Consider the following 12629-nt stretch of genomic DNA (forward strand, 5'->3'; position numbering starts at 1 on the left):
GTGCCCTGCCGCCGCGCGACGTCACATCGCGTATCGGGTGTCCATCACCTGGTCGTCGGTCACCTCGGGGCCTGGTGCCCAGACCTCGTAGACGCCGCGTTCGTGGCACTGCGCGCCAGTCGTGATCACCGCGTCCGGGTTCGGGTAGCGCAGCCGCAGCCGCAGCCAACCGGCCTCCTCCCGCAGCACCAGGCACGGCACGCCCCGCCACTGGGCGAACCGGAGCCGGCGGGCCACCGCACTCACCGGGTAACGGGCCGCCCGGGTCATCGCCAGCACCCGGAACCCGCCGGGCAGGTCGGCCACCGCCTCGTACTCGTTGTCGCCGTGCACGCCGACCAACTGGGTGGAGCGCGGCGTGTCCCCGTTCGGCACGTACTCCTGGTCCGGGGAGAGGCCCGGCACCGCGGCGAGCAGGTGCCGCCACTGCGGGCCCACCATCCGCAGCCACCCGCGCTGCTCGGCCTGGTAGGTGTAGAGCACCACCTCCACCCCCTCCGCCGGGTAGGCGAGCAGGGCGGCGTTCGCCGGCATCGGCAGGTCGGCGAAGTCCCGGGTGATGAACTCCGGGATGAGCTGACCGTTGCTCGGCACGAAGCCCGTCCCCAGCACCGGCGCACCGAGCCGGTCCCGGGATCCCAGCGCGGTCAGGCCGCGGTGTGCCTCGCCCACCGGCACGTCGTAGTCGCCCGGGTCGGACGCCCGCCAGCGCAGCGCGTACGCCACCTCCATGCCGTCCCGGCCGACCTCACCGTCGGTGCGCAGCACCGTCGTCGCCACCGGCGTACGCAGATGCGCCACATCGTGCTCGCGGTAGCAGAAGCCGTGCGGCAGCCAGCCCCGTACGTACCCGGCGAGCTGTCGGGCGGAGAGCACCTTCACCATCCGGGTGCCGCGCCGGACCACCGCCGACGCGCGCGCCACCGCCAGCATCGGGTCATCCGCCGCGGCCGGCTGCTGGCTGAGCTGGTGCAGGTACGCCCAACCCCGCTCGCGGTGCGCGGGCATCACCAGCGGGGTCTCCGGCTCGTCGGCCGGCTCCGTCGCCCCGTGCACCGCGGTCACTTCGGTGACGTGCACGAACCGGCGCCACGGCAGGGCGCTGCCCGGGCGGGGCGCCCACTCGAAGCCGGCCACCTCGTCGGCGCTGAACAGCTCGTAGGCGGCGCCTCGGGCGATCTCCTTGGCCGGGTAGGCGCCGCCCTCGAATATCACGTGCAGTCCGGTACGTTCGCCGGCGGCGTCGCCGGCCTGGGGAATGACGCTCATGCCGTCACCTCCCTCTGCTCGGTGAGATGGGGGTCGGCACGCTGTCGCGTCGGCCCGGTGGCGACGGTAGAGTCGCGCGGCGTAGTCGAGGTGAACGTCGGGTGGCGGACAGATGGCCAGGCCCGGTGTGTGATGCTGTCGCTGATGAGCGAGCCCACTGAATCCCGCCGAGAGCGTGCCGCCCGGCGGGCCGGAGAGTTTCCGCCCGCCCCCGAGCCGCTGCCCCGGCCGGTGCTGGACAGCCACACGCACCTGGACATCACGGTCAGTGAGGCCGGTGTGCCTGGCGGCGGTCCGGCCGACGACCCGGTTGCCGTGGCGATCACGCTGTCCACGAAGGTCGGCGTGGACCGGCTGGTCCAGGTGGGGGTGGACGTCGCCTCCTCGCGGTGGGGCGCGGACACCGCCGACCGGTATCCCGCCGTGCTGGCCACCGTGGCGCTGCACCCCAACGAGGCGCCTCGGCTGACCGACCTCGACGAGGCGTTGCGGGAGATCGAGTCGCTCGCCGCCCGCGACCGGGTCCGGGGGATCGGCGAGACCGGGATGGACTTCTTCCGGACCGGGGACGAGGGGCGTGCCGCCCAGGAGGAGAGCTTCCGGGCGCACATCGCCATCGCCAAGCGATATGGCAAGGCGCTGGTCATCCACGACCGGGACGCGCACGCCGACGTGCTGCGGATCCTCGACGACGAGGGCGCTCCCGACCGGGTGGTGCTGCACTGTTTCTCCGGTGACGCCGACTTCGCCCGCGAGTGTGTCCGCCGGGGCTTCCTGCTCAGCTTCGCGGGCACCGTCACCTTCGGCAGTGCCACCGCGCTGCGCGAGGCCGCCGCGCTCACCCCCGTGGACCAGATCCTGGTGGAGACCGACGCCCCGTACCTCACCCCGATGCCGCACCGTGGCCGGCCGAACGCCTCGTACCTGATCCCGCTCACCGTCCGCGCGCTCGCCGCGACCACGGGCACCGACCTGGACGAGCTGTGCGCGGCCATCTCCGCCACCGGTGACCGGGCGTTCGGCCCGTGGTGAGCCCGGCCCGACGGTCGGCCTCGACGCCGCCGCTACGCTGCCAGCCATGAGCGGTCTCCTCGGCCCGGCGGAGATCCGGGAACTCGCCGCCCGGCTGGGCGTCGCGCCCACCAAGAAGCTGGGCCAGAACTTCGTGCACGACCCGAACACCGTGCGCCGGATCGTCACCGCCGCCAATCTGACCCCGGACGACGTGGCGTTGGAGGTCGGGCCCGGGCTCGGCTCGCTGACGCTCGGGCTGCTGCCGGTCGCCGGGCACGTGCACGCCGTGGAGATCGACCCGGTGCTCGCCGGTGCGTTGCCGGAGACCGTCGCGCGGCACGCCGGGGCGGACGCCGGTCGGCTCACCGTGCACCGCGCCGACGCGCTGCGGATCCACGCCGCCGAGCTGGCCGACCCGCCGCCGACCGCGCTGGTGGCGAACCTGCCCTACAACGTGGCCGTGCCCGTGGTGCTGCACCTGCTCGCCGTGCTGCCCACCCTGCGGCAGGGACTGGTGATGGTGCAGAAGGAGGTCGCCGACCGGCTCGTCGCCGGTCCAGGCTCCAAGGTGTACGGCATCCCGTCGGTCAAACTTGCCTGGTACGCCCACGCCCGGGGCGCCGGTCGGGTGCCCCCGAACGTGTTCTGGCCGGTGCCCAACGTCGACTCCGGTCTGGTCGCCTTCACCTGCCACGAACCACCTCGGGTCGACGTACCCCGGGAGCGGGTCTTCGCCGTGGTCGACGCGGCGTTCGCGCAGCGACGCAAGACGCTGCGCGCCGCGCTGGCCGGCTGGGCTGGTGGCCCGGACCGGGCCGCCGCCGCGCTCACCGCGGCCGGCGTCGACCCCGGCGCCCGGGGGGAGTCACTGACCGTCGAGCAGTTCGCCGCCATCGCCGCGTCGGCTCCGGTCGGTACGCCGGCCGCGAAGTAGGCTGACGCCGTGCCCGCCGAGGAGTCGACCTTGACCAAGCCGTCCCACATTCGTCTGCACGTGCGGGACCGCACCCCGTGACCGAGGCCTGGCGACCGGACGGCGAGGACGAGCGACGCGGCGCCATCGGGCCGGTGCGGGTCCGGGTGCCCGCGAAGGTCAATCTGCACCTCGGGGTGGGGCCGCTGCGCCGTGACGGCTACCACGAGCTGAACACCATCTACCACGCCATCTCGATCTACGACGAGCTGACCGCCCGCCGGGGTGACACCCTCGCCCTGACCATGGAGGGTGAGGGCACCGGCGAGCTGGCGTTGGACGACACCAACCTGGTGATCCGCGCGGCGCACGCCCTCGCCGGGTACGCGGGCGTGTTGCCGCACGCCCGACTGCACCTGCGAAAGCGGATCCCGCTCGCCGGTGGGCTGGCCGGCGGCAGCGCCGACGCCGCCGCCGCGCTGGTGGCCTGCGACGCGCTCTGGGGCACCGGGCTGTCCCGCGACGAGCTGGCCGGGATCGCCGCCGACCTCGGCTCCGACGTCCCGTTCCTGATCTACGGTGGCACCGCGCTGGGCACCGGCCGGGGTGAGGCGATCAGCCCGGTGCTGGTCCGCCCCATCTCCTGGCACTGGGTGGTGGCGATCGCCAACGGCGGCCTCTCCACCCCGGCCGCGTACCGGGAGTTGGATCGGCTCCGCGACGCCGGGACCGCTGGTGCCCCGCTGGGCAGCACCGACGCGTTGCTGGGCGCGTTGCGCCAGCGCGACCCCCGGGTGCTCGCCCGTACGCTCGGCAACGACCTCCAGGACGCCGCGTTGGCGATGCGTCCGGCGCTGGCCGACACCCTCAAGGCCGGTGAGGCCGCCGGTGCCCTTACCGGCATCGTGTCCGGCTCTGGCCCGACCTGCGTGTTTCTCGTCGCCGATGCTGCCGCCGCCGAGCGGGTCGCCGCCGAGTTGACCGCAGCGGGCGTGTGCCGGGAGGCGCGGGTCGCGCACGGTCCGGTCGCCGGCGCCCGCGTCGGCTGACGGCCCGTCCCACCAGGGGCTTGTGCCCGCGCGGCGCGGGCTTCCGGGGCGTCCGCGTACCCTTGGGTCAGGCGTCCAGGTGCCCGCCGGCACCCGGGACGCCTTGATCATGAAGGGTGGAACGTGGCGAACATCGTCAATCTGGACCGGGTGTCCAAGGGGTATGGCGCCGCCGGGCGGCTGCTCACGGACGTCTCGCTCGGCCTGGACGACGCCGACCGGATCGGCGTGGTCGGCCTCAACGGCGCCGGCAAGTCCACCCTGCTACGGCTGCTCACCAAGCAGGAGGACCCCGACGACGGCCGGGTGACCCACCGCCGCGACCTGCGTGTGCTCTGGCTGCCGCAGCAGCTCACGCTCGCCCCCGATGCCACGGTCCGGGACGTCGTGCTCGGCACCGCCTGGCTCAACGAGGGCATGGGCGCCGAGCACGAGTGGGCCGGCGACGCCGGGGTGCGTGCCATCCTCGACGGCCTCGGCATGCCGCACCTCGGGCTCGACCAGCCGGTCGGCCCGATGTCCGGTGGCGAACGACGCCGAGTGGCGCTCGCCGCGCTGCTCGTCCGCGACTCCGACCTGCTCATCCTCGACGAGCCCACCAACCACCTCGACGTCGGCGGTGTCGACTGGCTGGCCCGGCACCTGGTCGGGCGAAAGGGTTCCCTGGTCGTGGTCACCCACGACCGGTGGTTCCTGGACGCGGTCTGCACCACCAGCTGGGAGGTCGCCGACCAGACCGTCCGCGCCTACGAGGGTGGCTTCGCCGCCTGGATCCTCGCCCGTGCCGAGCGCGAGCGCGTCGCCGCCGCCACCGAGGCCCGCCGGCAGAACCTGCTGCGCAAGGAGATCGCCTGGCTGCGCCGTGGTCCGCCCGCCCGGACCTCCAAGCCCCAGTTCCGCATCGACGCCGCGAACGCGTTGATCGCCGACGTGCCGCCGGCGCGCGACACCATGTCGCTGCAACGCATGGCCACCTCGCGTCTCGGCAAGCAGGTGTACGACCTGGAGAACGTCGAGCTGCACGCCGGCCCCAAGGAGATCCTGCGCGACGTCACCTGGCAGGTCGGTCCCGGTGACCGGATCGCCATCCTCGGCGCCAACGGCGCTGGCAAGACCACGCTGCTGCGGATGCTCGCCGGCATCACCCGCCCCGACGGTGGCCGCCTCGGCACCGGCTCCACCGTGCGGCCCGCGTTCCTCTCCCAGGAGCTCGCCGAGCTGCCCGGGCACCTGCGGGTGCTCGAAGCCGTCGAGGAGGTCGCCCGCCGGGTCCAGCTCGGCGACCGGGAGGTCTCCGCCGCGCAGCTCGCCGAGGTCTTCGGCTTCGACGACCGCCGACTCTGGACCCCGGTCAGTGACCTCTCCGGTGGGGAGCGCCGCCGGTTGCAGATGCTGCGGCTGCTCGCTGGCGAGCCCAACGTGCTGCTCTTCGACGAGCCCACCAACGACCTGGACACCGACACCCTCGCCGCGCTGGAGGACCTGCTCGACTCGTGGCCCGGCACGATCATCGTGGCGAGCCACGACCGTTACCTGATCGAACGGGTCACCGACACGGCGTACGGGATGTTCGGCGACGGCCGGCTCGTGCACCTGCCGGGCGGTGTGGATGAATACCTCGCCCGGACCGCGGAGCGGGCGGGCAGCATCCGGGCCGGGGTCAACCCGACCGCCGGGCCCACCGGCCCGACCGCGAGTGGCAGGTCCGCCGCCGAGGTCCGCCAGGCCCGCAAGGATCTGACCAAGCTGGAACGCCAACTCAGCAAGCTCGACCAGCGCGAGGTCACGATGCTCGATCAGCTCGCCGCGGACGCCACCGACTACGCCCGGGTCGCCGAGTTGGACACCCAGCTCAAGGATCTGCGCGCCGAGCGGGAGCGGATCGAGGAGAGCTGGATGGCCCTCGCCGAGGACCTGCCGGAGAGCTGACCGGACCGTACGCGCCGGCCCGGGACCGTGTGCGGCGTCACACCGCCACATGCGAGACAATCGTCGGCGATACCTCACCCCACGGCGTTGGAGACACAGACATGGCCCACACCCCCGTCAACCATCCCGCGCGGCCGGTCTACCGGGCGATCGGCGGGCTGACCGGTCTGTACCTGGTGGTCTTCGGTGTTCTCGGCATCATCACGAGCACCGGCAACGACATTTTCGCCCAGGACGGCACCCGGGTCCTCGGCCAGGGCACCAACCTCGGCTTCTCGCTGCTCAGCGTGCTGCTCGGGATCGTCGTGCTGGTCGGCACCGCGCTCGGCCGCAACATCGACGTGGCGATCAACCAGTGGCTGTCGTACGCCATGATGGTGATCAGCCTGGCCGGTCTCGCGTTCATCCGGACCGACGCCAACATCTTCAACCTCAGCATCACCACCGTGATCGTGATGATGGCGGCGGCCCTGGTGCTGCTCATGGTCGGCATGTACGGCAAGGTCGGGTCGGAGGACGAGGTGGAGGCGTTCCAGAAGGCTCGGCTGGTGCTCTGATATCCTGCTTTCTTCGCGGGTTGCGGTGGTGGTTTTCGCCGGAGCCCGAGCTGCTCCGGGCGGTCAGGCTTGATCCCTGCGCAGCTCGGGCTCCGGCGAAAACCTGACTGGGTCCAGCCTTCGGCGGACCCTGCCGCCATTGTGGTTCTCGGGACAGTCGGCTCTGCCTTGGGTGACAATCCTCCTGAAACGGTTGATTCAGGGGGTCAGGGTATGCCGCACTTTCCGGTGAACCATCCGGCACGGCCGCTCTACCGGGTTCTCTCCGGTCTGATCGGCGCCTACATCCTGGTCTTCGGCGTCTGGGGAGTCGCCGAGACGATCGGCGAACCGCTCTTTGCCCGGAGCAGCACCTGGGCCCTCGGGCTACGCACCAACCTGGCCTTCTCGCTCGCGTCGGTGATCTTCGGAGTCGTCCTGATCATCGGGGCCTCGCGGCGCACCAACCTCGGCCACTACATGAACCTCACCGCCGGTGTGGTGTTCCTGGTTACCAGCATCCTGATGATGTCCGTGCTGCAGACCGCGGCGAACTTCCTCAACTTCTCGATGTCGACCGTGGTCGTCTCGATGCTGTTCGGCCTGATCCTGCTCGGCACCGGCCTCTATGACAAGGTCGGCCCTGCGGAGCACGCCGAGGCGGAGCGGGAGCACCGCAAACACCCGGTCGCCGACGTGCACCGCCGCTGATCGGGGTCAGCGGCGCCGGGCGGTGATCAACGTTGGCTTCGCCTCCAGGTGCGACAACCCGTTCCAGGCCAGGTTGACGAGGTGCGCCGCCACCGTCTCCTTGCGCGGCTTGCGCACCTCCAGCCACCAGCGGCCGGTCAGTGCCACCATGCCCACCAGCGCCTGCGAGTACAGCTCGGCGAGCTTCGGGTCGTACCCGCGGCTCTTGAACTCGGCGCCCAGGATGTGCTCGACCTGGTGCGCCACGTCGTTCATCACGCTGCTGAAGTTGGCCGTGCCGGACAGCAGCGGCGACTCGCGGACCAGCACTCGGAAGCCGCTGGTCTCCTCCTCGATGTAGGTCAGAAGGGCCAGCGCCGCCTGCTCCAGCAGCTCCCGCGGATGCCCGGCGGTCAACGCCGTGGTGATCCGGTCCAGCAGGGCCCGGACCTCCCGGTCCACCACCACCGCGTAGAGCCCCTCCTTGCCGCCGAAGTGCTCGTAGATCACCGGCTTGGAGACCTTGGCGCGGGCCGCCACCTCCTCGATGGAGGTGGCGTCGAAACCGCGCTCGGCGAAGAGTTGCCGGCCGGTGGCGATCAACTGCTCCCGTCGCTGGGCTGCTGACATGCGGACCCGGGAGGTGGGTTTGGCTGCGGGTGGCGGCGTCGCCCGCCGGCCGCTGACCCCGCCACCGTCACTGACTTCGGGCATGTCGCCGCCTCGCTGGCGCTCGGTGACGCCCTGCCGTGGAATGGTGCCTCCGCTGTGCCCGTTCACGTCGTCGCCTCACTGGCGGGCGGTCCGACCGCCCTGCCGCGCCGTCCGACCGTACCCGGATCGGCTCCCCCTCTGCCGAGCCGTCCGGTCGCCCGGTGTGGCTCGGTCATCCGGCACATCCTGCCAGGCGGCAGCACGGTGCACCGCCCGGTTTACCGGGGTGCGGCCGGCTTCACCAGCTTGGCGGCGAGGCGTTCCGGCTTTGGCCAGCGCACCTGCGTCGCCGCGCCGACCTTCTCGAACAGCCAGATCACCCGAGCCGAGATGTCCACCTGGCCGCGCAGCACGCCGTGCCGGGCGCTGGTCGGGTCGGCGTGGTGCAGGTTGTGCCAGCTTTCGCCGAACGACAGGATCGCCAGCGGCCAGAAGTTCGACGCGCGGTCGCCCTGGCGCATCGCGAACGGACGCTCGCCGTAGACGTGGCAGACCGAGTTGATCGCCCAGGTGACGTGGTGCAGTAGACCGATCCGGACCAGCCCGGCCCAGAAGAACGCGGTCAGCGCGCCCTGCCAGGACCAGGTCACCAGGCCGCCGATCAGCGCCGGGCCGAGTAGCGAGATGGCCACCAGCGCAGGGAAGAGCCGATCGACCCGGCTGATGTCACGGTCGGCGATGAGGTCCGGTGCGAAACGCTCGCGGTTGGACAGCTCCCGGCGGAACAGCCAGCCCACGTGCGCGTGGAACAGGCCGCGGGTCAACGCCCAGAAGCTGGTGCCGAAGCGCCAGGGCGAGTGCGGGTCACCCTCCAGGTCGGAGAAGGCGTGATGCCGCCGGTGGTCGGCGACCCACTGGATGATCTCGCCCTGCACCGCCAGCGAACCCGCGACCGCCAGGGTCACCCGCAGCCACCGCTTGGCTTTGAACGAGCCGTGCGTGAAGTAGCGGTGGAAGCCGACGGTGATGCCGAGCCCGGAGACGACGTACCAGACCAGGCCGATGACCACGTCGGTCCAGCCCAGCCAGCCGCCCCAGGCCACCGGCACGGCGACAAGGAGGGCGACGAAGGGGATCGCCACGAAAGCCCAGAGGGCGGCCAGGATTCCGGGGGACTGGCTGCCGTCGGTGAGTGGTTTGGGGCCGGGGCCGGCGGTGTTGGGATCGAGCAGAGCAGTGGACATCTGACCTCGCAGGGGGATGGAAAACGATCACAAAGCTACGCCTACGTCACCGTAACTTACGGCACCGTAGATCGCACGAGAAGTTTTGAAGGGCCCTCGCATAGCTGTCCAAATCTGCAGGTCAGGTGCCCTTCCTGGCGAACGGGTGCGGTGGCCCCGGCGGCGGAGGCGACGGCGTGCGGGCTGCTCGTGCGGCCGCTGGAGTCGCGGGTCGCTCGGGGTGAGGTGGGATGAGCGATGGCATCCGGCGGCCGGGGCGCTAAGGTGTACCCGCGGGATGCCCATCCCCTGACGCGACGTGCTCGTGTCATTGATCGGCCGTGGTGTAATTGGCAACACCCGGGTCTTTGGTACCCGTATTTCAGGTTCGAACCCTGGCGGCCGAGCTGCCCACATGCGTCCGTTTTAGGGTCCCGCTGGGGGTAAGAGGGGAACGTGCCGGGCCCCGCGGTTAGCATGGCCGCGAGAGTGTCCGCCGTCCCGACGGGAGCCACGTCGTGCCCCAGCCCCACCTTCGTACCGTCGTCGTACTCGCCGCCGGTGAGGGCAAGCGGATGAAGTCGACGCTGCCCAAGGTGTTGCACCCCCTGCTCGGTCGCACGCTGCTCGGTCACGTGCTGAGCGCCGCCGCGCCACTGGCCGCGGACCGCACGGTCGTCGTGGTGGGGCACGGCGCCGACCAGGTCCGGGGGCACCTGACCGAGGTCGCCCCGGACGCCACGCCGGTGCTCCAGGCCGAGCAGCTCGGCACCGGGCACGCCGTGCGCATCGCGCTGGACGCCGTCCCGGACGGCGCCGGCACGGTCGTGGTGATCAACGGGGACGTGCCACTGCTGCGACCCGAAACGGTGGGCGCGCTGGTGACCGCGCACGAGGAGGCCGCCGCAGCGGCCACCGTGCTGGCCGCCGCGGTGCCCGACCCGACCGGGCTCGGGCGGATCGTCCGGGACGCCGACGGCCGGCTGGAGCAGATCGTCGAGGAGCGCGACGCCAACGCGACGCAGCGCGCGATCCGAGAGATCAACGCCGGCATCTACGCGTTCGACGCCGTGCGGCTGCGCGAGGCGCTGGGCAAGCTCTCCACCGACAACGACCAGGGCGAGGAATACCTGACTGACGTCTTCGGGCTGCTCCGCTCGGTCGGTGAGCCGGTCGCGGTGCACGTGGCCGTCGACCACTCCGAGACGTTGGGTTGCAACGACCGGGTCGAGTTGGCGACGCTGCGCCGGCTGTTGCGTGACCGGGTCAACGAGGCGTGGATGCGCACCGGGGTGAGCCTGCTCGACCCCGCGACCACCTGGATCGACGTGACGGTGGCGCTGGACCGCGACGCGGTGGTCGACCAGAACACCCAACTGCGCGGCGGCACAGTGGTCGGCGCGGGCGCGTCGATCGGGCCGGACGTCACGCTGATCGACACGGTCGTGGGTCCCGGCGCGTCGGTCATCCGCAGCCACGTCGTCGGCGCCGAGGTGGGCGAGGGCGCCACCGTCGGGCCGTACGCGTACCTGCGTCCGGCCGCGCGGCTGGCCGCGAAGGCGAAGGTCGGCACGTTCGTCGAGGTGAAGAACTCCGAGGTCGGTCCGGGTGCCAAGGTGCCGCACCTGTCGTACGTGGGTGACGCGACGATCGGCGCGAAGGCCAACATCGGCGCGGCGACGATCTTCGTGAACTACGACGGGGTGAACAAGCACCGCACGACCGTGGGCGAGGGTGCCTTCATCGGCTGCGACACGAGCTTGATCGCGCCGGTCGAGGTGGGTGCCGGGGCCTACGTGGCGGCGGGCAGCGCGATCGCCCAGGACGTGCCGCCGGGCGCGCTCGGGGTGACCCGCGCGCCGCAGCGCAACATCGAGGGCTGGGTGGCGCGCAAGCGCCCCGGGACGGTCTCCGCGGCGGCGGCCGAGCGGGCGCAACGCGGCACCGAGGATGCGTCGGGTGTGGCCGGCGCCGCAAGCGACAGTGAGGCAATGCACGGGGTGACCGAGACGGTGGGCGGCGCAACGGGCACGGGAGATACTGCAACCGAATAGTCCCCGACCCACCACCACCGGTCCGGGTACCGCCGACATAACGGGAGCAGACGGGCCCATGGGCAGCATCGTCGCCGAAAACCGCAAAAGCCTGATGCTCTTTTCCGGACGTGGCTTTCCGGAGTTGGCCAAGGAGATCGGTGAGGTGCTCGGCGTCGCGCCGACCCCGGCCGACTCGTACGACTTCGCCAACGGCGAGATCTTTGTACGTTTCAAGGACTCGGTGCGTGGTTCGGACGCCTTCTTGGTGCAGTCCGTCACGCACGGGGTGAACACCTGGGTCATGGAGACCCTGATCATGGTGGACGCGCTGAAGCGGGGGTCGGCCAAGCGGATCACCGTGGTGCTGCCGTTCTACCCGTACGCGCGGCAGGACAAGAAGCACCGGGGTCGGGAGCCGATCTCGGCCCGCCTGGTGGCCGACCTGTTGAAGACCGCTGGTGCGAACCGCATCCTCACCGTCGACCTGCACACCGCGCAGATCCAGGGCTTCTTCGACGGCCCGGTGGACCACCTCTTCGCGATGGACATCCTGGCCGAGTACGTGGAGCGCAAGTACGCCGGACGGCCGATGACCGTGGTGGCACCGGATTCGGGCCGGGTGCGGGTGGCCGAGCGGTGGACCGACCGGTTGGGCGGCTGTCCGCTCGCGTTCATCCACAAGACCCGGGACCCGTTGAAGCCGAACCAGGTCGTGGCGAACCGGGTGGTCGGTGAGGTGGAGGGCCGGGTCTGTCTGATCGTCGACGACATGATCGACACCGGTGGCACGATCGCCAAGGCCGCCGACATCCTCAAGAAGTCGGGTGCGGCGGAGATCGTTGTCGCGTCCACCCACGCGCTGCTGTCGGACCCGGCCACGGAGCGGTTGAAGAACAGCTCGATCAGCGAGATCGTGGTGACCAACACGTTGCCGCTGCCACCAGAGAAGCAGCTGGACAACCTGACCGTGTTGTCGATCGCGCCGCTGCTGGCGCGGGCGATCCGGGAGGTCTTCGACGACGGCTCGGTGACCACCCTCTTCGGTGGCCTGAGCTGAGTCTCGCGCTGTGTGAGCCCCGTTTCCGCCACTCGGCGCGCCGGTGGGAGCGGGGCTGGCAAACTGGTGGAAACCGGGCCGGTACGCTGGTGGGAGCCCCACCGACGCGCCGGCCAGGAGCCGTGATCGGGGACTGCCGGAAACCCTGGAAACAGCTCGGGTAGACTGGTGCGGTTGCCACGGCGAGGGTGCCCGGCGGGCCGCTGAAAAGCGCCGCACGGAGGCACCGTCATCGACGCGGTGCTCCGGGCAGTCGTTC

11 protein-coding genes and 1 tRNA gene are annotated in these 12629 nt (G+C 71.4%); 9 read left to right on the forward strand and 3 right to left on the reverse strand.

Features of this window, described 5'->3' with window-relative positions:
• Positions 1-21: 21 nt before the first annotated feature.
• Positions 22-1269: a hypothetical protein gene (locus OG811_RS14475; protein WP_406074847.1), complete on the reverse strand. Its 1248-nt coding sequence runs from the start codon at positions 1267-1269 to the stop codon at positions 22-24.
• A gap of 132 nt (positions 1270-1401) precedes the next feature.
• Between OG811_RS14475 and OG811_RS14480 the strand changes: the two genes are divergently transcribed.
• From OG811_RS14480 to OG811_RS14505, 6 genes are all read left to right on the forward strand, one after another.
• The gene (locus OG811_RS14480) at positions 1402-2301 is read left to right on the forward strand and encodes a TatD family hydrolase (protein ID WP_406074849.1); all 900 of its coding nucleotides are present in this window, start codon (positions 1402-1404) and stop codon (positions 2299-2301) included.
• Positions 2302-2347: 46 nt separating this feature from the next.
• Complete coding sequence (rsmA, locus tag OG811_RS14485) at positions 2348-3217, forward strand: 16S rRNA (adenine(1518)-N(6)/adenine(1519)-N(6))-dimethyltransferase RsmA (RefSeq protein ID WP_406074851.1); 870 nt, start codon at positions 2348-2350, stop codon at positions 3215-3217.
• Positions 3218-3294: 77 nt separating this feature from the next.
• The gene (locus OG811_RS14490) at positions 3295-4245 is read left to right on the forward strand and encodes a 4-(cytidine 5'-diphospho)-2-C-methyl-D-erythritol kinase (RefSeq protein ID WP_406074852.1); all 951 of its coding nucleotides are present in this window, start codon (positions 3295-3297) and stop codon (positions 4243-4245) included.
• A 123-nt stretch (positions 4246-4368) separates the two neighbouring features.
• Positions 4369-6174, forward strand: a complete 1806-nt coding sequence (locus OG811_RS14495) for an ABC-F family ATP-binding cassette domain-containing protein (RefSeq protein WP_406074854.1) — start codon at positions 4369-4371, stop codon at positions 6172-6174.
• Between the two features lie 101 nt (positions 6175-6275).
• Positions 6276-6731 (forward strand): DUF4383 domain-containing protein, encoded by a 456-nt coding sequence (locus OG811_RS14500; RefSeq protein WP_406074855.1) that lies wholly within the window; start codon positions 6276-6278, stop codon positions 6729-6731.
• Positions 6732-6944: 213 nt separating this feature from the next.
• Positions 6945-7421, forward strand: coding sequence for a DUF4383 domain-containing protein (locus OG811_RS14505; RefSeq protein WP_406074857.1), 477 nt, complete (start codon positions 6945-6947; stop codon positions 7419-7421).
• A gap of 6 nt (positions 7422-7427) precedes the next feature.
• Here OG811_RS14505 and OG811_RS14510 read toward each other — a convergent pair whose 3' ends face one another.
• Positions 7428-8114 carry a TetR family transcriptional regulator gene (locus OG811_RS14510; RefSeq protein ID WP_406074859.1) on the reverse strand — a complete coding sequence of 229 codons (687 nt, stop codon included), beginning with the start codon at positions 8112-8114 and terminating at the stop codon, positions 7428-7430.
• A 218-nt stretch (positions 8115-8332) separates the two neighbouring features.
• A complete protein-coding gene (locus OG811_RS14515; protein ID WP_406074861.1) occupies positions 8333-9298 on the reverse strand; it encodes an acyl-CoA desaturase in 966 nt (321 codons plus the stop codon).
• Positions 9299-9612: 314 nt separating this feature from the next.
• Here OG811_RS14515 and OG811_RS14520 point away from each other — a divergent pair.
• From OG811_RS14520 to OG811_RS14530, 3 genes are all read left to right on the forward strand, one after another.
• Positions 9613-9684: transfer RNA gene (locus OG811_RS14520), tRNA-Gln, on the forward strand.
• A 111-nt stretch (positions 9685-9795) separates the two neighbouring features.
• Positions 9796-11331 carry a bifunctional UDP-N-acetylglucosamine diphosphorylase/glucosamine-1-phosphate N-acetyltransferase GlmU gene (gene glmU, locus OG811_RS14525; RefSeq protein ID WP_406074863.1) on the forward strand — a complete coding sequence of 512 codons (1536 nt, stop codon included), beginning with the start codon at positions 9796-9798 and terminating at the stop codon, positions 11329-11331.
• Positions 11332-11389: 58 nt separating this feature from the next.
• Positions 11390-12370, forward strand: coding sequence for a ribose-phosphate diphosphokinase (locus OG811_RS14530; RefSeq protein ID WP_406074864.1), 981 nt, complete (start codon positions 11390-11392; stop codon positions 12368-12370).
• The last annotated feature ends 259 nt before the right edge of the window (positions 12371-12629 follow it).

It is taken from the genome of Micromonospora sp. NBC_01638 (assembly GCF_045209745.1).
Classification (GTDB): Bacteria; Actinomycetota; Actinomycetes; order Mycobacteriales; family Micromonosporaceae; genus Micromonospora.

Excerpts from the sequence above, each read along its gene's own strand:
- OG811_RS14475 (WP_406074847.1), bottom strand. The coding sequence starts at position 1,269 with ATGAGCGTCATTCCCCAGGCCGGCGACGCCGCCGGCGAACGTACCGGA.
- OG811_RS14480 (WP_406074849.1), top strand. The coding sequence starts at position 1,402 with ATGCTGTCGCTGATGAGCGAGCCCACTGAATCCCGCCGAGAGCGTGCC.
- rsmA (WP_406074851.1), top strand. The coding sequence starts at position 2,348 with ATGAGCGGTCTCCTCGGCCCGGCGGAGATCCGGGAACTCGCCGCCCGG.
- OG811_RS14500 (WP_406074855.1), top strand. The coding sequence starts at position 6,276 with ATGGCCCACACCCCCGTCAACCATCCCGCGCGGCCGGTCTACCGGGCG.
- OG811_RS14505 (WP_406074857.1), top strand. The coding sequence starts at position 6,945 with ATGCCGCACTTTCCGGTGAACCATCCGGCACGGCCGCTCTACCGGGTT.
- OG811_RS14510 (WP_406074859.1), bottom strand. The coding sequence starts at position 8,114 with ATGCCCGAAGTCAGTGACGGTGGCGGGGTCAGCGGCCGGCGGGCGACG.
- OG811_RS14515 (WP_406074861.1), bottom strand. The coding sequence starts at position 9,298 with ATGTCCACTGCTCTGCTCGATCCCAACACCGCCGGCCCCGGCCCCAAA.
- OG811_RS14530 (WP_406074864.1), top strand. The coding sequence starts at position 11,390 with ATGGGCAGCATCGTCGCCGAAAACCGCAAAAGCCTGATGCTCTTTTCC.